The sequence below is a fragment of the Streptomyces sp. RPT161 genome, from assembly GCF_027533845.1.
GTDB classification, from domain to species: Bacteria; Actinomycetota; Actinomycetes; order Streptomycetales; family Streptomycetaceae; genus Streptantibioticus_A; species Streptantibioticus_A silvisoli_A.
Genome location: NZ_JAPZVN010000013.1, coordinates 41,939 through 62,362, shown reverse-complemented (window position 1 = coordinate 62,362; position 20,424 = coordinate 41,939). Strand labels below are relative to the sequence as shown.

At 68.6% G+C, this 20,424-nt stretch carries 18 protein-coding genes; 5 read left to right on the top strand and 13 right to left on the bottom strand.

The window, feature by feature from the left end; all coding sequences use genetic code 11:
* Nucleotides 1-153 precede the first annotated feature (153 nt).
* Nucleotides 154-729, bottom strand: coding sequence for a DUF4232 domain-containing protein (locus O5O46_RS23620; RefSeq protein WP_333482423.1), 576 nt, complete (start codon nucleotides 727-729; stop codon nucleotides 154-156).
* A gap of 575 nt (nucleotides 730-1,304) precedes the next feature.
* Between O5O46_RS23620 and O5O46_RS23615 the strand changes: the two genes are divergently transcribed.
* The gene (locus tag O5O46_RS23615; protein WP_269857555.1) at nucleotides 1,305-2,480 is read left to right on the top strand and encodes an alpha/beta hydrolase; all 1,176 of its coding nucleotides are present in this window, start codon (nucleotides 1,305-1,307) and stop codon (nucleotides 2,478-2,480) included.
* Nucleotides 2,481-2,607: 127 nt separating this feature from the next.
* Here O5O46_RS23615 and O5O46_RS23610 read toward each other — a convergent pair whose 3' ends face one another.
* Both O5O46_RS23610 and O5O46_RS23605 read right to left on the bottom strand, forming a co-directional pair.
* Nucleotides 2,608-3,174, bottom strand: a complete 567-nt coding sequence (locus O5O46_RS23610) for a nucleoside deaminase (RefSeq protein ID WP_269857648.1) — start codon at nucleotides 3,172-3,174, stop codon at nucleotides 2,608-2,610.
* A 316-nt stretch (nucleotides 3,175-3,490) separates the two neighbouring features.
* Nucleotides 3,491-5,746, bottom strand: coding sequence for a collagenase (locus O5O46_RS23605; RefSeq protein ID WP_269857554.1), 2,256 nt, complete (start codon nucleotides 5,744-5,746; stop codon nucleotides 3,491-3,493).
* Nucleotides 5,747-6,275: 529 nt separating this feature from the next.
* Between O5O46_RS23605 and O5O46_RS23600 the strand changes: the two genes are divergently transcribed.
* From O5O46_RS23600 to O5O46_RS23590, 3 genes are all read left to right on the top strand, one after another.
* Complete coding sequence (locus O5O46_RS23600) at nucleotides 6,276-7,184, top strand: aldo/keto reductase (RefSeq protein WP_269857553.1); 909 nt, start codon at nucleotides 6,276-6,278, stop codon at nucleotides 7,182-7,184.
* A 283-nt stretch (nucleotides 7,185-7,467) separates the two neighbouring features.
* Nucleotides 7,468-7,776 carry an ArsR/SmtB family transcription factor gene (locus O5O46_RS23595; protein WP_269857552.1) on the top strand — a complete coding sequence of 103 codons (309 nt, stop codon included), beginning with the start codon at nucleotides 7,468-7,470 and terminating at the stop codon, nucleotides 7,774-7,776.
* A gap of 5 nt (nucleotides 7,777-7,781) precedes the next feature.
* On the top strand, nucleotides 7,782-8,354 hold the full coding sequence (locus tag O5O46_RS23590) for an SRPBCC family protein (RefSeq protein WP_269857551.1): 573 nt from the start codon (nucleotides 7,782-7,784) through the stop codon (nucleotides 8,352-8,354).
* Between the two features lie 8 nt (nucleotides 8,355-8,362).
* Here O5O46_RS23590 and O5O46_RS23585 read toward each other — a convergent pair whose 3' ends face one another.
* The 3 genes from O5O46_RS23585 to O5O46_RS23575 all read right to left on the bottom strand — a co-directional run bounded on the left by O5O46_RS23585 (nucleotide 8,363) and on the right by O5O46_RS23575 (nucleotide 12,849).
* On the bottom strand, nucleotides 8,363-9,073 hold the full coding sequence (locus O5O46_RS23585) for an HAD family hydrolase (RefSeq protein WP_269857647.1): 711 nt from the start codon (nucleotides 9,071-9,073) through the stop codon (nucleotides 8,363-8,365).
* Between the two features lie 687 nt (nucleotides 9,074-9,760).
* Nucleotides 9,761-10,918: a glutathione-independent formaldehyde dehydrogenase gene (locus O5O46_RS23580; RefSeq protein ID WP_269857550.1), complete on the bottom strand. Its 1,158-nt coding sequence runs from the start codon at nucleotides 10,916-10,918 to the stop codon at nucleotides 9,761-9,763.
* 497 nt (nucleotides 10,919-11,415) lie between these two features.
* Complete coding sequence (locus O5O46_RS23575) at nucleotides 11,416-12,849, bottom strand: purine-cytosine permease family protein (protein WP_269857549.1); 1,434 nt, start codon at nucleotides 12,847-12,849, stop codon at nucleotides 11,416-11,418.
* 207 nt (nucleotides 12,850-13,056) lie between these two features.
* Here O5O46_RS23575 and O5O46_RS23570 point away from each other — a divergent pair, with 207 nt between their 5' ends.
* Nucleotides 13,057-13,263: a DUF2267 domain-containing protein gene (locus O5O46_RS23570; protein ID WP_269857548.1), complete on the top strand. Its 207-nt coding sequence runs from the start codon at nucleotides 13,057-13,059 to the stop codon at nucleotides 13,261-13,263.
* A 69-nt stretch (nucleotides 13,264-13,332) separates the two neighbouring features.
* On the opposite strand, the gene O5O46_RS23565 is transcribed toward O5O46_RS23570, so the two are convergent.
* The 7 genes from O5O46_RS23565 to O5O46_RS23535 form a co-directional block, all read right to left on the bottom strand.
* The gene (locus O5O46_RS23565; RefSeq protein ID WP_269857547.1) at nucleotides 13,333-14,013 is read right to left on the bottom strand and encodes a GntR family transcriptional regulator; all 681 of its coding nucleotides are present in this window, start codon (nucleotides 14,011-14,013) and stop codon (nucleotides 13,333-13,335) included.
* Nucleotides 14,014-14,055: 42 nt separating this feature from the next.
* Nucleotides 14,056-15,438, bottom strand: a complete 1,383-nt coding sequence (locus O5O46_RS23560; protein WP_269857546.1) for an aldehyde dehydrogenase family protein — start codon at nucleotides 15,436-15,438, stop codon at nucleotides 14,056-14,058.
* Nucleotides 15,435-16,439 (bottom strand): proline racemase family protein, encoded by a 1,005-nt coding sequence (locus tag O5O46_RS23555; protein ID WP_269857545.1) that lies wholly within the window; start codon nucleotides 16,437-16,439, stop codon nucleotides 15,435-15,437. The genes O5O46_RS23560 and O5O46_RS23555 overlap by 4 nt, the downstream gene beginning before the upstream one ends.
* Nucleotides 16,440-16,464: 25 nt before the next feature.
* On the bottom strand, nucleotides 16,465-17,373 hold the full coding sequence (locus tag O5O46_RS23550) for a dihydrodipicolinate synthase family protein (RefSeq protein ID WP_269857544.1): 909 nt from the start codon (nucleotides 17,371-17,373) through the stop codon (nucleotides 16,465-16,467).
* Between the two features lie 84 nt (nucleotides 17,374-17,457).
* Nucleotides 17,458-18,894: an NAD(P)/FAD-dependent oxidoreductase gene (locus O5O46_RS23545; RefSeq protein WP_269857543.1), complete on the bottom strand. Its 1,437-nt coding sequence runs from the start codon at nucleotides 18,892-18,894 to the stop codon at nucleotides 17,458-17,460.
* Nucleotides 18,875-19,189, bottom strand: coding sequence for a (2Fe-2S)-binding protein (locus tag O5O46_RS23540; protein ID WP_269857542.1), 315 nt, complete (start codon nucleotides 19,187-19,189; stop codon nucleotides 18,875-18,877). Before O5O46_RS23540 ends, O5O46_RS23545 begins: the two co-directional genes overlap by 20 nt.
* 49 nt (nucleotides 19,190-19,238) lie before the next feature.
* Nucleotides 19,239-20,396 carry an NAD(P)/FAD-dependent oxidoreductase gene (locus O5O46_RS23535; protein ID WP_443072605.1) on the bottom strand — a complete coding sequence of 386 codons (1,158 nt, stop codon included), beginning with the start codon at nucleotides 20,394-20,396 and terminating at the stop codon, nucleotides 19,239-19,241.
* Nucleotides 20,397-20,424 lie beyond the last annotated feature (28 nt).

Genomic DNA, 20,424 nt, shown 5'->3' with positions numbered 1-20,424 from the left:
CAGCCGTCAAGCGGCAAGCACCCGCCCGCTACACCCACTCCCCCGCCGATCACCAGCCCGGAACACCTCACCCTCCCCGACGTGCCCAGACCCAACCGGCTCGGCGACGCCGTTGGGCCCACGGGATCACTCATGAGTGTGTCGCCCAGGTGGTTATTTGCCCGCACCGACCGGGTCGACCGTGATGGTGGGGGCCGAGTTGCTGTCGGCCGGAACGTTGATGCCCAGGGACATCGTGTGGGAATGGGTCTCGTTCGGCGGGGTGACCACGACGCTGGTGAACGTCACCCCACTGCCACCGGAGTTGTTCGGCGGGTAATGCAAAGTGAAGTTCGTGGACTGCCCAGCAGACAGCGTGACCGTGGGCGCCGCCATCTTGCTACGCCCGGCACTGACCGTCCCGTCCCGACCCTTGAGGTCCACACCAGGAAAGCCGTGCAGCGAACACGCCCTGGACCCGACGTTCTTCAAGTTGATCAGCACCTCACCCTCCGCCATACCTCCGGAGCTGCTGAACGACAGATTCGCCGTCCGGCAAGCCGCCCCCGCCGCCGAACCACCACCCGCACCCGAGCCACCACCAGCAGAGCCCTGAGAGCCCGAAGCAGTACCCGCCGTGGCAGTGCCGCCCGCCCCAGACCCAGCCGTCGCCTGCGAAGCACCAGAAGCACTGGAGGAAGAACCCGAAGCGGAGGGCGAATCGTCAGGACCACACGCGGTCAGCGTCATCCCCGCAGCGACGAGCACAACAGTCGACACACCCCAACGAACAGTCCTTGTACGCATGATGTCCCTCTTTCACTATCGATGTCGTTATCGCCCCGCCAACCAGCGGCAACGAGAGCGGCGATGAGCACAATCCCACCCCGAACACACAACAACCCGCCGCAGCAACGACCTTGACATGCACACCCGCCCACGTCAGCGCCTGTTACAACCCCGTCGCACAACGCCATACACCTGACAACAATCAACACCGGACCATTGCCAACACCGCCAAACACACCACCCCACCCCCACCGGGACGCCAAACCCCACACCGGCCCCATCCACCCCACGACCAACGCCACCGCACGCCACAACCCGCCAACACCCACCGCCCGCCCACTCAACGGCCGCACCACCCGCGCCCCAGCAGCAGCCAAGCCGCCAGCTCTGCCTCGCCGAAAGCCTCATCCCATATGAGCGCGCCGCGCCGACCCTCCGGAACGGCCCGTATCACCCTTTCGGCCCACCTGGGGTGGTCCGAGTGTGAGCGCATCAGCAGTGTGGCTTGGGGACCGTCGAGCACAGGTGGAGGCGTCATGACGTCGTTGAAGGACCCGTCCATATCGCGCAGGACCCGATGTGCCGTCGCGGTCGCCCTCGTGGCGACCGCGAGCCTCAGCGCCTGCGGCAACCGCGCCGACCACTCGACACGCGCTGACCGGGTGGCGCATGTCGACACCGCCGTGGACAGAGCGGCAGCCGCCTACGTTCCCTGCGGAAAACCACCGGTGAAGCTGGAGAAGCAGGACCAGGACTTCCTCGACCAACTCGCGGCCGCCGACGGCACCCCCCTGTACAAGCTGTCCTACAAGGCCGCGCGCGATGTGCTCAACAAGGCGCAGTCCGGTCCCGTGGCGAAGCTCGCTGCTCGGATCAGCGACCGGACCGTCCCCGGCGGCCCGACCGGACCCGTGTCGATTCGCGTTGTCCGGCCCGCAGGAGCGACGGGCACGCTTCCGGGCGTGGTTTACGTTCACGGGGGCGGCTGGGTTCTCGGTAACGCGATGACACACGACCGCCTCGTCCGCGAGATCGCCAACGGAGCGCGTGCCACCGTCGTGTTCGTCAACTACACGCCGTCTCCCGAGGCGCACTTCCCCGTGCCCGTCGAGCAGGAGTACGCCGTGGCGAAGTGGCTGGCTGCCAATGGCAACACCATCGGCGTCGACCCGACACGGCTGGCCGTCGCAGGCGACTCCGTGGGCGGCGACATGACCGCGGCCCTCACCCTCATGGCCAAGCAGCGCGGCGGACCGCACTTCCGCCAACAGATCCTGCTCTACCCGGTGACCGACGCCAACTTCGACACCGCGTCCTACCACCGGTTCGCCGAGAACTGCTGGCTCACCCGGCCCGCGATGCAGTGGTTCTGGGACGCCTACGCCCCCAACCGTGCGGCCCGCAAGAGCCCTCTCGCCTCACCGCTGCAAGCCAGCCTCGCCCAGCTGCGTGGCCTGCCTCCCGCGCTTGTCATCACCGACTCCGACGTGCTGACCGACGAAGGCAACGCCTACGCGGCCAAACTGCGCCAGGCGGGAGTCCGGGTCACCACGACTCACTACCCACAGATCACGCACGACTTCATGATGCTGAACGCCCTGGCCGGGACCCAGTCCAACAAGCAGGCAGTCGCGGAGACCAACGCCGCTCTCAGAGCAGCCTTGTACAAGGCGACACCGACCGGAGCCAGTGCTTCTGCCGGTACCCGCTAAGCCTCGATCCACCGACGCGAGCCGGGGCCCGATTCCCCGCTGTCTTCGGTGTCAGTGTCCGGGATGCGCGGGTCGGTGGGCGGGGGCGGCGAGTTGGTCTGCCCCAATTCGCCAGAGGAAGTGACCGTCAGTACGGATGGCGGTTCGGTTTTTCCCTCCACGCCTGGTAGGCCTGGGCACCCAGCTCCGGGTGCATCTGCTCGACGGTGATGCTCCGCTGGTCTGGCGGCCGTTGGAAGTCCTCGTACTGGAAGTTGTCGCTGAACCCGATCTCCTCGGTCGCTTTCCAGTCGCAGCTGTAGTAGACAGCGTCGATCCGAGCCCAGTAGATGGCGCTCATGCACATCGGACAGGGCACGCCGCTGGTGTAGATCGAGCAGCCCTGGAGCATGCGAGCACGCTGCGGCAGGATATCCGGCGACCCCTCGGGACGAGGCACCAACTCCAGTGTGTACTCGTTCTGATGCTCTTCGGAGACCGTGGGCGCCTCCGGGTTGAGGAACTGAATCGCCTTGCGGATGGCTTCCACTTCGCCATGCGCGGTGGGGTCCGCCGTGAGGAGCACGCGGTTCTGTCCGCGAGCGACGATCTCACCGTCGTGGGTGATCACTGCACCGAACGGGCCTCCCCAGCCGTTCTCGACGGATTCGGTGGCTAGTCGCGCCGCTGTGGCCAGGAATTCCCTGTGTCCCATCTGCATGCCTCCGATCGAACCCCACTTTTGCGCCATATGCCCTTTTTACTACCCCAGGAGGCGTGAGTCCGCGTGCAACCCTGGCCCCCACGACGACAGCACGACCGTCGCAATCCCAGAAGATCCATCCGGTTGCGAAGACGACTACCCGCGCTGGCAGGATCGAACGAACGAGGTTGCCGCCGAATTCGACGGGTTCGAGGGCACGGAACCGTACCCGCCGACCTCCGCAGAAGGAAGCGTTTGGGGGGCGGTCCCGGACAGCGCCTCGCAACGCGGTGTGCGGTCCCCGGCCGGGGACCGCACACGGTCAGGATCAGTACTGTGTGGTCACGGTGACTCCGCTGAAGTCCGTGACGGCGTACAGACTGACGTACCGGTAGCCCGCTGCGGTGTTGCTGACGGTGATGCGTTGCGCCGTGCCGGAGGCGGTGGAGGAGGCGGTGTACGTGGTCGGCGTCGCCCAGGTGTCGGGGTCGTAGTACAGGGACGCGCTCCCGGTGCCGCCGTTCGTGGTGACCGTCAGCGTCGTCGTGCCGGCCGGCAGCCAGATGTAGAGGTAGTCCAGATTGCCCGCGCTGGCTGACTGGTTGTGCCGTGAGCAGTTCTGACCCATCGCCTGGGTGTTCTGGTCAGTGCAGGTCGGGAGGCTACCGCCACCCGCGAGGGCGCTGAGCCAGGAGTTGAAGTCGGCGTCGTACCTCGCGCCGATGGTGTTGGTGTAGTAGTTGTACGCGCCGGTGTAGTCACCGTTCCGGAAGTACGTCAGGATCTTTTGTACGTCGTCCGGATGCTGTTCGACCATGTAACGGACCGCCAGGTAGCCCCAGGGGAAGACGCGGTCGTCGTTGCTGTTGGCGTAGGTGGTCTGCCACAGGGTGCTCAGCGGGTAGGTGTGCTGTCCCGCGTCGGTCACCGCGTCGGTGTCGACGATGCCCCGGTAGCTGTAGGAGATGTAGCCGGAGATGCCCTCCACCCACCAGATGTTCGGCTCGGTCTCGATCTGGGCCCAGGTGCCCTTGGTGTCGTACCTGGCGTCCAGGAAGTGGGTGTATTCGTAGTTCAGGTTCCAGATGTTGTCCGTGTAGCCGTCCGGGCTGGGATCCTGGTACAGGATCGAGTAGTCCTGGTTCCCCGCCGTCGAGGGGTCGCCATAGAGGGTGATCCCGCCGTTGTTGGTCTGCACTCCGTAGATCGCGCCGGCGTAGATGACGTAGTTCAGCTGGCTGGAGAACACCACTACGTTGTCGGTGGTGTTGTACTGGTTCGGGATGGGGCCGCTGTCCTTGACCACGCCCTGGAAGTAGGAGTCCTGGCCTGCCAGGTTGGAGCAGGCCGCGGTGAGGTCGGCCGGGCTCAGTGACTGCGAGAGGATGGTGATCTCGGAGTTGCAGTGATACGTGGTCGGCAGCGCGGCCGCGGTGAGTTGGGCCGTGAGGTTGCAGGTGCCGTAGTACGAACAGTGCGCGTTGTCGTAGGCGTTGCTCTGCTCGGCGACGGCGACCCAGAGTGCGGCGGTGGTGCCTGCGATGTGGGAGGCTTTCAGGAGGCCGAGCATCAGTGGTCGGACGGTCGCCTGAAGCGCCGGGAACTGGACGTACACGGCAAGGTCCTGGCCGGCGTCCGCGTCGAGGAAGGTGTTGGCGCCGCCGAGCAGGTTGGTGTGGTTGAGGGCGAACGAGTGCAGTGCGGTGAGGATGCTCGAATCACTGGTGACGGCAGCCACGAAGGCAGGGTTCCACTGGCCGCGCCACAGCGGTGTGTAGACGTCGTACGCGACGCCGTCCATCGCGTATGAGGCGTCCCACGAGCTGTTGTACGCGCCCAGGATCCGCTGGTAGGTGCTCAGGTAGTCCTGCTGGACGTTGGCGCTGTCGGTGAGGATGACGACTTCGCCCAACACGTTGCCGTTCGCCGTGGACACGTCCCGGGAGTGGGCCGCGGCGAAGAAGGCACTGAGGCCGCCGACGACCGCACTGGTCAGACCCGCATCGTAGGAGCCCACGTCGGCGGAGTCGTTGTACTGCACGTAGTACCCGGCACGTAGGTAGATGACGAGTTGCCAGATACCAGCGGTGTCGTCGCCGGTGTACCCCCCGGACAGGCGTTGGAAGGCCTGCGCGACCGGGATCATCTGGGACTCCTGGAAGACGCCGTGCGCGTCACTTCCGGTGATCGAGAACAGGCTGTTGATGCAGTCGGTGGTCGAGGACTCGATGTAGGAGGCCAGGGCCGAACCGGTGCGGCTGCTGAAGTCCGCGGCAGTGCAGGGCTGCGTCGCGGCCTGGGCGGGCGAGGAGTGCGTGTGCTTCGGTGAGGACTGTGCGGAGCTTCGGGCCACGAGGGGGCGGGGCGGCGGGATCCGCCCCGGCGAAACCCGCCCGTGCTGGACGGCGCTGGCGTTCGTACCGGCGGGAGAGGCGCCGGTGGGCACGGGTGGAGCCGAGGTCAGGGCGTTGTGAATGGGGTGACTGCCGACGGTCCTGGCACCATGGCCCGGCGCGGCAGCCGCGAGCGCCGGGCCGGTGCCGAGGCAGAGCGCGACAGCGGCGGCCGTGAGGCTCGCTGCCATCCTTCCGAGCGCTCGCCTTGGTCGGGTAAGCATCATGACGTTCCTTCACAGGCGTGGGGGCCAGTGGGACGGTACGGCGGGGTGCGCCAGGCAAGGTCTCACCCAACGGGAACCGCCACAACGCCCGCAGACACAACAGTGCGCCCGCTCCGGCCACAACATCGCCTGGCCGCGAACTGCGCTGGCCGTCCACCACCCCTCCCGCAGCGCGCTCGAGCTCGCTCGCGGCGACGGGACTGGGTGTGCCGACTGCTCGTCCGGCCCACCCTCCGAAGGCAGTTGGGCCCTGGCCGCAGCAGCACAGGCCGCTCCACACCTTCAAACGGCCAACGCTGCCGCCACGTTCCCACTCCAGATGTGACTTTCACCGACTCACCTGGGCCTTCTCAACGACGTGTCCTGGACCCCATGATGCGTCTCTCCGCAAGAGCGATCAGACAGCCGCCGCCGCAGGCGATCGGGCTAGCTCCCCCCTGCACACCGAACGGCCTTGTCGCACCTCCGATGAGCGACCGAGGAGACCACCAAATTGATCAAGGACAACACGCCCGTCAACGCATCGGCCGCAGGCACCTGGAGACTCGGCGATCTGAGCGTGAACCGAATGGGCCTCGGAGCCATGCGCCTCACCGGCAGCGCCGCATTCGACCACAGCGCACCGAGCGACCGCAGCACGTCAATCAGGGTCCTGCGCCGAGCGATTGAGCTGGGCGTCAACCACATCGACACCGCTGCCTTCTACTTCTCCCGGCTCCGCTCGGCCAATGAACTGATCAATACGGCCCTGTCGCCGTACCCCGAAGACCTGGTCATCGTGACCAAGGTCGGCCCCGGACGTGACCCCTCGGGTCAGTGGTACTCGGCCACGCCCGAGCAACTCCGCGGCCAGGTGGAAGAGAACCTACGCCAACTCGGCCGAGACCACCTCGACGTGGTGAACCTACGCAGGATGTCCCAGCCGTCGATCGCCGAGCACTTCGGCGCGCTGGCCGAGCTCCGCGATGCCGGGCTGATTCGGCATCTGGGAGTCTCCAATGTCACCGCGGACCAGTTGGCACAGGCCCAAGCCATCGCACCCGTGGTGTGTGTGCAGAACCAGTTCAACCTCGACGTGCAAGCCCACAGTGAAGTACTGCGACGCTGCGGCGAGCAGGGCATCGCTTTCGTGCCCTACTTCGCGATCGCCGGAGAGGGGCGCGAAAAAGGTGCAGCCGCCAGGGAACGCGAAGGCGAGCGTGTCCTGGCTGTCGCCAAGGCCCACGGCGCATCAGCGGCCCAGGTCCGACTGGCGTGGACGCTGCAACAGGGCCCACACGTGCTGGCCATCCCAGGAACCGGCAACCCCGAACACCTGGAGGCCAATATCGCTGCCGGCGCCCTCCGACTTACAGACGACGACATGGTTCTGCTCAACTCCCGTCTCGTCGGCGGCAGTTGAGGACCTGCCGGAAGGCGAGAGTATGCGGATCTGCGCCGGTCACGGCAGAGCAATCCTCCACGCAGTGCTTACGGAAGCTCACCGACTGTGATCACATGCTGCGCCTGGGCCGGTGGGCCTCTTGAGACGCGCGAGCTGCGGGTCGGGGCTTCGCGGGGCAGCTCCCGGGGCGGTGCCCATGTTCCGCTGCGCGGACATCAGCGTGCCGCCCCCGCTGCGGGCTGCACGGTAGGGCCACATTACATACCTTGCTGGTTATATAGCCCAGTGGTAATGTTCACGCGTGGCAACGACTTTCGAGGTCGTGTCCGACCCGACGCGTCGGCGGATACTGGATCTGCTGCGCGAGCGCGAGCGTTCCGTCGGTGAGTTGGTCGAGTGCCTGGGGCTCAGCCAGCCCGGGGTCTCGAAACACCTGCGGATGCTCCGCGAAGCCGGGCTCGTCCACGTCCGCCGTGACGCCCAGCGCCGCTGGTACGGCCTCTGCGCTGAGCCGCTGGCCGAGATCGACGCGTGGCTTGGGCCCTACCGCGAGTTCTGGGCCCGTCACCTCGACGCCCTGGAGCGCCACCTTGACCAGGAGAAGGAGTGATCGACATGCCCAGCAGCAACGACGACGCAGGCATGGGGGCTCTCGAAGTCCGCGACGACGGCAGGTACGTGTTGCGCTTCGAACGGTTCCTCGCCCATTCGCCCGAGCGGGTCTGGCGTGCGCTGACAGAAGCTGACCAGTTGCGCCAATGGTTCCCGTGCGACATCGAGGGCGAGCGCGAACTCGGGGCGAAGATCCGCTTCGCCTTCCGCGGAAACGCCCCACGGGCCGAAGACATGCCCGAAATCCTCACGAAGGACCCAGAGGACCTCGACGGTACGTTCACCGCGTTCGACCCACCGCGCCTGCTCGCCTACACCTGGGGCGAGGAGGACCTACGTTGGGAGCTGGAACCCACTGAGGGCGGCTGCCGCCTCGTCTTCACCCACGGCTTCACCAAGCACAGCGGCATCCCGCACCCCGCCGGCCCGAGGAAGAAGGCCGCCAGGACCGCCGCTGGTTGGGACGTGTGCCTCGACACACTCGAAGCACTCCTGAACGACGACGACACTCCACCGGCGAATCTGTGGCCGCAACTCTACGGCCACTACGCCACCAAGTTCGACCAGCCTCAATAACCGCCGACTTACGGGGCTTCGGCCAAAGGACTGGAGTCGAGCTCGGCGAGTAGACGCGCCGGGCCGTCGTAGACCGCCAGGGCGCCAGCGCGCCGGAGATCGGCCTCCGGTATGCCCCCGGACAGCAGTGCGATGCAATCAACGCCCGCCTTGGCGGAGGCTTGCACGTCCCACACCGTGTCGCCTACGAAGACCGCACGCGATGCTGGTACGCCAGCGCGGTCGAGCGCCCGCTTGACCAGGTTCGGTGCGGGCTTACTCGCGTCCACGTCGTCCGCGCTCGTGGCCGCGGCGATGTACTCATCGGCTCCAATGGCGCAGCGCATTGCGTTGAGCTCGTACTGTCCGGCCGAGCTCGCCAGTAGGACTTTCCAGCCGCGCTGGCTGACCGTGCGCAGCAGATCCGCGGCTCCCTCAAGCGCGGGCAGGCGTTCAAGGTAAGTGGCAAAGAGCGCCTTGTGCGCCGCTGCGATCTCCGCGTCCTGGTCGGTATCGCGTTCCTCACCCAGCAGGTGGGCGATGAGCTTGTCCGACCCCATGCCCACCGTGCGGTGGATGGCCGTCATCGACACAGTGTGCCCGGCTTGGCGGAACGCCTCCCACCAAGTGGACACATGAAGGTAGTTGCTGTCGACCAGCGTGCCGTCGACGTCGAAGAGCGCGGCGCCACCCGTGTCCTGCGGTTCCCTTGCGCGCTCAGCGCGGGAATGCCTCGTCACCTGGACATCACCACTTCCCCGTACGTCGGGTACCACGATGCTCAGTGCGTGTACGGCGCCGGATCACGTAGAGATCGGTCAGCGCCACCACCGCGAACACCGCGCACACGGCGGCCAAGGTGATGTAGAGCGTCCGACCCTGCTGGCTGCTGGGGCTGGCCGTGGCAGCGAGTATCGCGAAGACGGCCGCTCCCACGAGGAAAACCGGAGCGAAAACGGTCGCCAGCATCCGTCGCGCAGGCAGGTCACTGATTGCTGTCCGTGGCTCGGAGCCGGTGCGCTGCCGACGTCCTGCCGCACCCCGTGGGCGCTTGTCCTGCGGGCGCGCAGGCCGGTGGTGTGTGAGGCGATTGCTGTGTGGGTCGGGCATGGCCTCGTCCTCGGCTCGTCGGCGGTTCGGTAGGCCCAACGGATCCCGGCTCCTCCCGGCGGGCCGTGAGTGCGACGTGAGCAGGGGCTCGCCGAGTAACGCTTGGCGGCCGTCTGGTACCGCTCTTCCGACGACCGCCTCCCGTAAGCACCCTGGTCACGGCGGCTCCCAGGATCGGGTACCCGGGGACCGGGCCCTCAACCGCCCGAAGACCCCACCGCAACGACAACTCCGGTTGCCAGCCCCGCCGTTGGAGGCGGACGCCTGCACTGGGCCTCCTGGACGCCTTTTCAATCCGCCCTTGCACGCGACGTACGTCAGTTGTGGCTGCCCCCGTCGGGGTGCATGAGGACCTTCGTCCAGCCGTTGTCCCGGGCGTCGAAGTGCTGGTATCCCTCGGGTGCCTTGTCCAGCGGGAGTTCATGGGAGACGATCCATGAAGGTTTGGCCTTGCCAGCCTGTATCAGGCCGCACAACTGCCTGTTGTAGGCCTTGATGTTGGCCTGGCCGTTGCCGATGGTCTGGCCTTTGAACCAGAGCAACCCGTAGTCGAAGGCGATCTCACCCTCCTTGTACAGCTTGTCCGGGCTGCCCGGGTCCTGCGGGATGAAGACGCCGACCACGCCGATGGTCCCAGTGAACTTCACGGACTGTACGAGATTGTTCAGTGTGAGGTTGGGGTGCTCATGGCCTTGGGGGTCATGGGCCTGGTAGCCCACGCACTCACAACCCCGGTCCGCGCCGAGACCGTCTGTTTGCTCATTCACCTGGTCGACGGGCGAGACCTTGGAGTCGTCGATGGGAATCGCCCCGATCTCCTCGGCCAGGGCCAGCCGGTCGGGGTGCCGGTCCACCACCATGACCTTGGAGGCGCTCTTGAGCGTCGCCGACAACGCGGCCATCAGACCGACCGGCCCCGCACCGTAGATCACCACGGTGTCACCGGGCTGCACGCAGGCCAGCTGGGTGGCGTGCCAGCCGGTGGGGAAGATGTCGGAGAGCATCACATAGTCGCTCTGCCGCTCTCTGGCCTCCTCCGGCAGGACCAGGCAGTTGTGGTCACCGTAGGGTACGCGCAGCAGCTCCGCCTGGCCACCATCGTACGGGCCCATGTCAGCGAAGCCGTAGGCGGCGCCGGCCATCTTCGGGTTGTCGGGCGTCGTCAGGCAGAAGGCGGTCAGGCCCTTCTCGCAGTTACGGCAGAAGCCGCAGGAGATGTTGAACGGGAGACAGACCAGGTCTCCCACCCGGACGCGGTCGACCCCGTCGCCGACCGCGACGACCTCGCCCATGTTCTCGTGGCCGAAGATCCGGCCTTCCTCGAAGTCGGTACGGCCCTCGTACATGTGCAGGTCCGAGCCGCAGATGTTCGTGGTCGTGATCCGCACCAGGACGTCGGTGGGCCGTTCGATCCGTGCGTCTGGAACCTCTTTCACCGCGACGGAACGTGGGCCCTCGTAGACGGTTGCCTTCATGGCATCCCCTTGCGACGGCTTCGCTCTCGGTGGTGCCGGGGGCCGGTGCCCCGCTGAGGCATATCAAGCCCGATACCCATACACGGCATCTGGGCTTACGGCCCGGCTCCGGCATGCCGCACCACCGCGCTTACCATTCCACCCTCCCACTGCCGCCAGCCATGTCAACCGCTGCCTGTCACGTCACAAACGACAGCCTCAGAGGTTCTATGTGAACCGGTCGCGCCCACCAGCTGATGTTGGAGACCGGATGCCGCACAACGCCTCCATGCCTGCGGGTCCCCTCTCCACTTCGCCGACAGCACAAGGCCGACGAAGATGCCCCTCGATGCTCGGCGGCAGTCAGCCCCGCCCCCGAGACTGACCGCCAACAACCCAGACTTCGGACCGTCGTTCAGGCGAGCACCCAGTAGCGGGAACAGGGTGACAGGTGCGCACCTTGGCGCGATCGAGCACCCCGGGTACGCAGGCAACCACGAGCCGCGCAACGGCCGTTGCTAGCCGAGGCGCACCGCCCGGCCATCCTGCCAGGCGTTCAACCGCTGCTCGCTCCGCTCAACGGCGGCCTGCTCGGCGGCCCGGTCGCGGAAGCGGGAGATGGCCAGGTACACCAGTGAGGTGACGAGGAGCCCGACCAGCCAGGAGATGTCGGTGTCGGCGAGTTGGCGGGCCGCTGGGCCGGTGTACGACCACTGGCCCAGGTTGGGCAGGACCATGAAGGGGATCTCGGCGGCGATGCCCAGCGCGTAGGCCGTCAGGCCGCGCCAGGACCAAGTGCCGTAGATGCCGCTCCGGGTGAACAGATCGGTGACGGCGTAGTGGCCGCGCCGGACGAAGAAGAAGTCGACGAGGTTGGTCGCGGTCCACGGGACAAGCAGGTACAGCATGAGCGTCAACGCCGTGAACACGGTCGCCACCGCGTTCTGCGAGACCAGCGATCCGACGGCGTACCAGGTGACGGCGAGTGCGAGGATGGTGATCACGCGCGCGGCACGCGTCGGGTTGATCTTGCGCACCGAGTCGATGCCGGTCAGCACGGTGAGCATGCCCCCGTACGCGTTCATGCCCATGGTGGCGCCCAGGCTGAGCACGGAGAGCAACGCGGTCGCCGCGCCGAGCCCGGTGAGGACGTGGTCGCCCGCCTGCCGCAGCCCTACGAGACCGTCGCTCACACCGAGCCGTACGGCAAGCCAGCCGCCGAGGGCGATGAGCCACACCGCCGATCCGGAGGCGCCGAAGAAGACGGAAGCGATCAGGGCACGGGCCGGGGCGGTACGCGGCAGATAGCGGGAGTAGTCCGAGACGTAGGGCGCGTAGGTGATGTTGTAGGCGGCCGCCGCGGAGAACTGCGCGAAGAACGCGGACCATGTGAAGGCGAAGTGCTGATGGACGGTGTGTCCCCCGGCTTGGCCGGTGAGCACACCGGCGGTGAGCAGCAGCATCAGCGGCAGCGAGACGTACAGCAGCCATCGGAAGACCCGGTGCAGCCAGTCATGGCCGTATATTGCGAGTACCACCGCGAGCAGTGTGGCGGCGAGCGCGACGGCCAGCGGACTCCAGCCGAACACGCTGTGCAGTCCCTGGGACAGCAGCACCTGGTCGGCGACGTTGAAGCCCAGATAGGTGAAGAGAGTGGCCGTCAGGACCACGATGACGCCGCGGTAGCCGAACTGTGCCCGCGACTGGAGCATCTGCGGTAGCCCGAGGACCGGCCCCTGCGAAGCGTGGAAGGCCATGAAGAGGGTGCCGACGACGATACCGAGCACCCCCGCCAGGACCGTCGGGCCGAGCGGCAGGCCCAGCGAGGGACCGACGAACCCGACGGCGACGGTGAAGTACTGGAAGTTGCCCAGGAACCACAGCGGCCCCTGATGCCAGACATGGCCGTGCCGCTCCGAGTCCGGCACCCAGTCGATGGATCGGGTCTCCACCCCCGCACCTATGGAGCTTCGCGTCGTTTCGCGTACGCCACGTGTTCGGACCATGGGTGCCTCCCTGCGACCGTGCGGGGCTTGTGGGACCTGCGGTGGTGTCTGTGGGAGGGGACCGTAACGGGCCAGACCAGGCCGCGAACAGTGGATGTTTCCAACGGTTTCACCGGCCGCGTTGGATGAACCGCACACCGCCTGGAGGCGCCGATGGAGTACGACGCGTTCATCCGGCTGGTTACCGAGAAGTTCGACCTGGCGGAGTTCGTGCGACGTGTGAGCGAGCGTGCGGGTGTCGACGCGACCGTGGCACGCAGGGGAATCTGGGCGGTCTTCACCACACTGCAACAGGCGGTTCCGGGCAAGGAGTTCCAGGACGTACTGGATCAGCTGCCGAGGGAGTTCCAGAACATCTAGCCGCGCGACAGCGGCTCAGTCCACCCTCGGCCCGGCCAGCGGGGCGCGGCGGGTACCGCCAGAGCACGGCTACCGGGCTTGCCGGCCCTCGCCCTTGGCCCACAGGGAGCGGACATGGCCCAGGTGGCGGGTCATGCACTTCTGGGCACCCTTGGCGTCTCCAGCCAGCATCAGCTCCAGCAGTTCCAGGTGTTCCTCGGCTGACGGGAGCAGACGGCCGCTTTCGTTGAGGGCTGTGAGCCCGTACAGGCGTGAGCGCTTGCGCAGATCGCCGACGGTCTCGACGAGGCGTTCGTTACCGGAGAGCGCCAGCAGGCGGAGGTGGAACTGGCGGTCGGCCTCAAGGTAGCCGATCAGGTCCTGGTGGCGCGCGGCGCTCACGATCTCCTCGGCGAGCGGACGCAGAGCTTCGAGTTGCTCGGCGGAGGCGGTGCGGGTGATCCCGCCGACAGTGGGGACCTCGATCAGGGTGCGGATCTCGGTGTACTGGTCGAGATCACGTTCGTTGACCTCGGTGACCCGGAAGCCCTTGTTGCGGACCGGCTCGACCAGTCCCTCGCGGGCCAGGTCGAGCATCGCCTCGCGTACCGGTGTCGCGGAGACACCGAAGTCCTCGGCGAGCCCCGGCGCCGAGTAGAGCTCACCGGGGCGCAGTTCACCGGAGATCAGCGCGGCCCGCAGGGCGTGGGCGACCTGGTCGCGCAACCGCTCGTGCGCGGTGATCAGGTTGCGCGTTTTCAGGTGCCCCATGGTGAGCCCCTCCGTTTCCGAGGTGAGCTTCAGCGTACGGTGTCACACTGCCCCGGTGGGGCTGAGGGTGTACGTCCGTGTGCACGTGTAGAAGTCCAGGGCGGCTCGGCCCTGTTCGCGTGCCCCATGGCTGGATGCCTTGGTGCCGCCGAACGGCAGGTGGAAGTCGACGCCGGTCGACGGGGCGTTGACCCGGACCATGCCGGTGTCGAGATGGTCGAGCCCGTGCAGAGCCGCGTTCAGGTCGGCGGTGTGGACCGAGGTCACCAGCCCGTACGGGACGGAGTTGGCGATCCGTACCGCGTGCGACAGGTCGTCCGCGGGCAGCAGTGCGGCGACGGGGCCGAAGACCTCCTCCTGTAGCAGTTCGTGGCCTGGTGGCAACTTCTCGACCAGGGTCGGAGCCGCGTACCAGCCGGGTCGCCCGGGAGCGTTGCCGCCTGCCAGGACGGCACCGCCCCGGCAGGTCGCCTGGGTCACCCGGTCCCTGGCCTGCTCGCTGATGAGCGGGCCGCAGACGGTAGCCGGGTCGGACGGGTCGCCCACCGGCAGCTCCCGTAGCGCCGCCGCGAGGGCCTCGCGCACCGGGTGGAGGGCGGCGCCCACCGGGATGACCCGGCTGGTGGCCGTGCACTTCTGTCCCGCGTATCCGGCGATCGCGGCGGCGACGTGGGCGGCGGCCCGCTCGATGTCGGCGTCGGGGAGCACGATCGCCGCGTTGAGCCCGCCCATCTCGGCCTGGACCGGAATGCCTCGGGCGGTCGCGGCGCGCACCACCTCGTGGCCGACCGCTGTGGAGCCGGTGAACGAGACGACGTCCGAGAACGTGATCAGGGCGCCGCCTTCCGCGGCGCCGCCGGGAGCTACGGTGAACACCGCGCGTGGCAGCGCCCGTTGGAGGATCTCGGCGAGTCGCAGCGCGCATGCCGTGGCCTCGGGCGCGGGTTTGAGCACGACCGTGTTGCCGACGGCCAGCGCCGGGGCCGCCTTCCAACTGGGGATGGCGAAGGGGAAGTTCCAGGGCGTGATCAGGCCGGCGACGCCGTACGGGCGGCGGCGGGTGAGCAGCAGCCCCGGGCCGCCGAAGGGTTCGTGGACAGCGCCGGTGGGCTCATGGGGGGCTTGGGCGTAGTACCGCCAGATGGCCGCGGTACGCGCCACTTCTGCTCGGGCCTCGGTGAGCGGCTTGCCCACCTCGCGCACGGCGAGTGCGGCCAGCTCGTCCGCCGCGGCCTCGATGGCCTCGGCGACGGCGACCAGGGCCGCCGAGCGGGCGCCCGCGCCGCCGTCCAGCCAGGCGGGTTGGGCGTCACGGGACTTGCCGACGGCATCGGCGACGGCGGCGGCGCCGGACGCCGCCACCCGCAGCAGTACGTCGGCCGGATCGGCCGGATTGCGTGAGACGAGGGACAATGGCGTGGTCACAGGAGGAAGCCTCCGGGGAAGGGGTCGTCCGGGTCGAGGAAGTACTGGGCGGTACCAGTGATCCAGGCCCGTCCGGTGATGGTCGGGATGACGGCGGCCACACCGGCGACGAGGGTCTCCTCGACGAGTCGGCCGGTGAACTCGGTACCGATGAGCGACTGGTTGACGAAGTCGCGGTGGAGGGGCAGTTCGCCGCGCGCGTGGAGTTGGGCCATGCGCGCGGAGGTGCCGGTGCCGCAGGGTGAACGGTCGAACCAGCCCGGGTGGATCGCCATGGCATGCCGGGACCGGTGTGCGTCCGAGCCGGGCGCGGCGAGGTAGACATGCTTGAGGCCGCTGATCTCCGGCCGTTGGGGGTGGACCGGGCGGCTGGGCGAGGCGTTGACGGCGTCCATGACGGCCAGACCCGCGGCGAGCAGCTCGTCCTTGCGGGAACGGTCGAACGGCAGTCGCAGCGCGTCGAGTTCGACGAAGGCGTAGAAGTTGCCGCCGAAGGCGAGGTCGTAGCCCACCGTCCCGTACCCCGGCACCTCGACCTCGCGGTCCAGGCCGAGACAGAACGCGGGCACGTTGGTGAACGTCACGGTTCTGGCCACGCCGTCCTCAACGCGCACGTCGACGCGGACCAGGCCTGCCGGAGTGTCCAACCGCACTGTGGTGACCGGCTCGGTGACCTCTACCATCCCGGTCTCCACCAGTACGGTGGCGACCCCGATGGTGCCGTGCCCGCACATCGGCAGCACACCGGAGACCTCGATGAACAGCACCCCGTAGTCGGCGTCCGGGCTCGTCGGGGGTTGGAGGATCGCACCGCTCATGGAGGCGTGGCCGCGTGGCTCGTACATCAGTAGCGTGCGGATGTGGTCCAGGTGCTTGATGAAGTGCAGTCTGCGCTCGGCCATCGTGGCACCGGGGATCACCCCGACACCTCCGGTGATGACGCGAGTTGGCATGCCCTCGGTGTGCGAGTCGACGGCATGGAAGACATGACGGGTGCGCACGGGAGTCCCTTCTGCGATCCGGCGATCAGTGATGGCCGTCGGCGATGGCCTTCTCGGTGGCGGCGAGCACCGCGGCCTCGGCCAGCCCGGTGAGCGGTGAGCGCGGCGGGCGGGTGGGGCCGCCATGACGGCCGACGATGTCCATGGAAGCCTTGATGGCCTGCACGAACTCCGTCCTGGAATCCCAGCGCAGCAGCGGATGAAGCGCCCGGTACAGGGGCAGTGCCGTCTCCAGGTCCCCTGCGACGGCGCTGCGGTACAACTCGGAACAGGCGGCCGGAAAGGCATTGGGGTATCCCGCGATCCAGCCGACGGCACCGGCGATCGCGAGTTCGAGGAGCACGTCGTCCGCGCCGATCAACAGGTCGAGCGCCGGGGCGAGTTCGGCGATCTCGTAGGCCCGGCGCACGTCACCGGTGAACTCCTTGACCGCGACCACGCTGCCCTCGCCGTGGAGTTGGGCGAGCAGGGCCGGAACGAGGTCGATCTTGGTGTCGACGGGATTGTTGTACGCGACGACCGGCAGCCCGGCCCTGGCCACCTCAGCGTAGTGGGCCCGTACCGCGGCCTCGTCGGCACGGTAGGCGTTGGGCGGCAGCAGCAGTACGGAGCCGCAGCCCGCCTCCGCGGCCTGTTCGGCCCACCGGCGGGCCTCCGCACTGCCGTAGGCGGCCACACCCGGCATCACCCGGGCACCGTCGCCGATCGCCTCGACAGCGGTCCGCACCACGCGGGCGCGCTCCTCGGGGGTGAGGGTCTGGTACTCGCCGAGGGAGCCGTTGGGGACGACACCGTCGCAGCCGTTCGCGATCAGCCAGCGGACGTGCTCGGCGTAGGCGTCGTAGTCGACGGAGAGGTCCTCGCGCAGCGGAAGCGCGGTGGCGACCATGAGGCCGCGCCACGGGCGTTCTACGTGCCAGGAATTGGTGGTCATGCCAGTTGACCCTTCTCTAGCCTGTGACATCTGTGCTTCGGATCGCGGGGGCGCCGCAGGGCTGGGGGGCGGCCGAGCGGGGAACTAGTCGTCGGCTTCGGCTGGCGAGCCGAGCACGCCGAGTGGCACGGGTACGGCGAGCGGCCGACGCTCGGGGGACGGCGGTATATCCCCGTCGCCCGCACCCGCCGCGAGGCAGGCAACGGCGGCTCCGCACATGCGGCCCTGGCACCAGCCCATCCCGGCCCGGGTGAGGAGTTTGACGGTACGGGCGTCCCTCGCGCCCAGGTCTGCGGCGGCCTCGCGGATGCGGCGGGCCGTCACCTCCTCGCACCGGCACACTTCGGTGTCGTCACCGAGCCAGTCGATCCAGCCCGGGTGCGGCGTGTGCGCGACGGCCATGGCATCGGCGAAGGCACGCATCCGGTCTCGACGGCGCCGAAGCTCTCGAACGCGCGCTGCGTCCATGGGCGTCCCGCGCAGCCGGAAGGCCGCCGCCCGGCCCGCCAACTCACCTTCGACGCAGGCTAGTTGCCATCCGCCGACCCCGCCGGTCTCCCCCGCCGCCCACACGCCGGGCACGGAGGTCGACTGGAGCCCGTCAAGGGCCAGGGCGTGCGTTCCGTCCGTCGTCCGCCGGGTCGCGCAACCCAGAGCCGTGGCCAGTTCGATCTGCGGTACCAGCCCATGGCCCACGGCCAGCGCGTCGCACATGATGCGGCGGCCGGTTCCCGGCACGGGCCGCCATTCCTCGTCGATCCGGGAGACGGTCACGGCCTCCACCCGGTCGGTGCCGTGGACCGCGGTGACCGCGCTGCGGGTGTGCGGCCGCACGCGGTGACGCAGCAGGGACGCGCCGTGGGTCGCGGCTTCCAGTAGCTTGTGCGGGTTGGCCGCCAGGGCGCGGGCGTGCCGTGCGTATCTGAGGTAGCCGGTGGCCTCCACGACGGCGGGCACCCGCGCCCCGGCGGCGGCCAGCGAGGAGGCGACGGCGAGTAGCAGCGGCCCGCTTCCGGCGACGACGATCCGCCTACCGGGCAGCACCAGCGCGGACTTGAGCATCGCCTGGGCACCTCCGGCCGCCACCACGCCAGGCAACGTCCAGCCGGGAAAGGGGAGTTGCCGTTCGTGCGCACCCGTCGCGAGCAGGACCGCGCGGGTACGCACCCGCACCGGGCGCTCCTCGTCGCCGTCGGCGCCGGCGACGGCGTGCACCGTCCACAGTTCGCCGCTCTCCCGGGTGACGGTCCACACATGGTGCCGCAAGAGGCGGTGGGTGTCGCCGGTCTCCAGGCGTTGGCGCAGCGTCGCGAAGGCAGACCAGTCATGGTGCAGGGCCTGCGGCCGCCGTGCGCCGAGGGCCGGGGCGGGGTGCCGGAAGAACTGGCCGCCGACCTGGCCCGATCCGTCCATGAGGCAGACCCGCAAGCCCAGTTCGGAGGCCGTGACGGCGCCCGCGAGCCCGGCGCAGCCGGCGCCGACCACCGTCAGGTCGAACGGTTCAGACGCTGAGTCCGGCACGGCCGTGTCCCTCCTGGGTGGTGATCGCGTCACCGGGTCGGGCGGTCACCAGGCATGCCCTCCTGTTGGGCTCGCCGTTGACGGTGGCGAGGCAGTCGTAGCACTGCCCGATACCGCAGAAGGCGCCGCGCGGGCGTCCGCCACCGCGGGTGGAGCGCCAGGCGAGGATGCCCGCACCCCACAGCGCCGCGGCGACGGACTGCCCGGGCAGGGCGGTGACCGCCCTGCCGTCTACCGTGATCTCGAACGGCGGACCGGGCTCGGCCCTGACCAACTCGGCGGGGGTACGGGCCACTGCGGGCCTCCTTTCAAAGTGGTGGGGCGGGAAGCGGTCCACGGCACCCCTACGGGGCCGCTGGGCCGCTCCCCTCAGCGAAGCGCGCGGGGCTGAAGGGCGTTGCGTCAAGCGGCAGTTCGGCGCCACTGAGCATCCCGGCGATGAGCACGCCCGTGGCGGGGGCGAGCCCTATCCCCGCGCCTTCGTGACCGCAGGCGTGCAGTAGGCCAGGGACGCGGGGGTCACGGCCGATCGCGGGCAGGTGGTCGGGCAGATACGGGCGGAAGCCCGCGTAGGCCCGTACCGCACGCACTCCCGCCAGCACCGGGAACAGCGCCGTGGCCTGGGCCGCCAGCCGACGCAGGGCCTCCACCGAGAGCGTGCGGTCGAAGCCGACCCTTTCACGGCTGGCACCGATCAGCACCGGGCCCGCGGGGGTTCCTTCGACCACGGGCGAAGTCTGCAGTGCTGCCGAACCGCTCGCGACATCGGCGACGTAGTCCGCCGCGTACACCTTGTGCCGGACCACGCGTGGCAGTGGTTCGGTGACAAGGACGAAACCACGGCGCGGGAGCACTGGCAGCTCGGTGCCCGCGCGCCGGGCCAGTTCGCCGCCCCAGGTACCGGTGGCGTTCACCACGTGCGGGGCGTGGACGGTTCCGGTCGTCGTCCGAACCCCGGTCACCTCGCCGGTCGTGGCGGCGAGCAGGCCGGTGACCTCCTCGCCGAGGCGGATCCGGGCACCGGAGGCGCGCAGCAAGTGGGCTGCGGCGAGGGCGGGCTGGACTTGCGCGTCCTGCGGGTAGTGGAAGCCGCCCGCCAGGCCGGGAGCGAGGTGCGGCTCCAGATCAGCCAGTCGGTCGGCCGGTATCTCCTCCGCCAGCACCCCGGCCTTCTCCTGCCGCTTCGCGAACTCGCGCAGTGTCTCCATAGCCACCGCGTCGGAGGCGACGACGAGGCCGCCTTTGGCCTCGTACTCGATCTGCAAGGGCAGCGGCTCGGCCAACTGACGCCACAAGCGCGTGGAGAGCAGGGCGAGTTCCAGCTCGGGCCCCGGTTCCTTGTCGGAGACCAGCAGGTTCCCTTCGCCCGCGCCCGTGGTTCCGCCGGCCACGGGGCCGCGGTCGATGACGGTGACGGAGAGGCCGGAGCGAGTGGCGTAGTAGGCACAGGCTGCGCCGACCACTCCGGCCCCGACGACGATGACGTCCGAAGAGTTTCCCATGGACACGTCAGTAATATTTCACATTTCA

Coding starts and splice junctions, on each gene's coding strand:
- O5O46_RS23570 (WP_269857548.1), top strand. CDS start 13,057: ATGGAGTACGACGCGTTCATCCGGCTGGTTACCGAGAAGTTCGACCTG.
- O5O46_RS23620 (WP_333482423.1), bottom strand. CDS start 729: ATGACGCTGACCGCGTGTGGTCCTGACGATTCGCCCTCCGCTTCGGGT.
- O5O46_RS23580 (WP_269857550.1), bottom strand. CDS start 10,918: ATGAAGGCAACCGTCTACGAGGGCCCACGTTCCGTCGCGGTGAAAGAG.
- O5O46_RS23610 (WP_269857648.1), bottom strand. CDS start 3,174: ATGGGACACAGGGAATTCCTGGCCACAGCGGCGCGACTAGCCACCGAA.
- O5O46_RS23535 (WP_443072605.1), bottom strand. CDS start 20,396: ATGGGAAACTCTTCGGACGTCATCGTCGTCGGGGCCGGAGTGGTCGGC.
- O5O46_RS23605 (WP_269857554.1), bottom strand. CDS start 5,746: ATGGCAGCGAGCCTCACGGCCGCCGCTGTCGCGCTCTGCCTCGGCACC.
- O5O46_RS23565 (WP_269857547.1), bottom strand. CDS start 14,013: ATGGGGCACCTGAAAACGCGCAACCTGATCACCGCGCACGAGCGGTTG.
- O5O46_RS23615 (WP_269857555.1), top strand. CDS start 1,305: ATGACGTCGTTGAAGGACCCGTCCATATCGCGCAGGACCCGATGTGCC.
- O5O46_RS23590 (WP_269857551.1), top strand. CDS start 7,782: ATGCCCAGCAGCAACGACGACGCAGGCATGGGGGCTCTCGAAGTCCGC.
- O5O46_RS23550 (WP_269857544.1), bottom strand. CDS start 17,373: ATGACCACCAATTCCTGGCACGTAGAACGCCCGTGGCGCGGCCTCATG.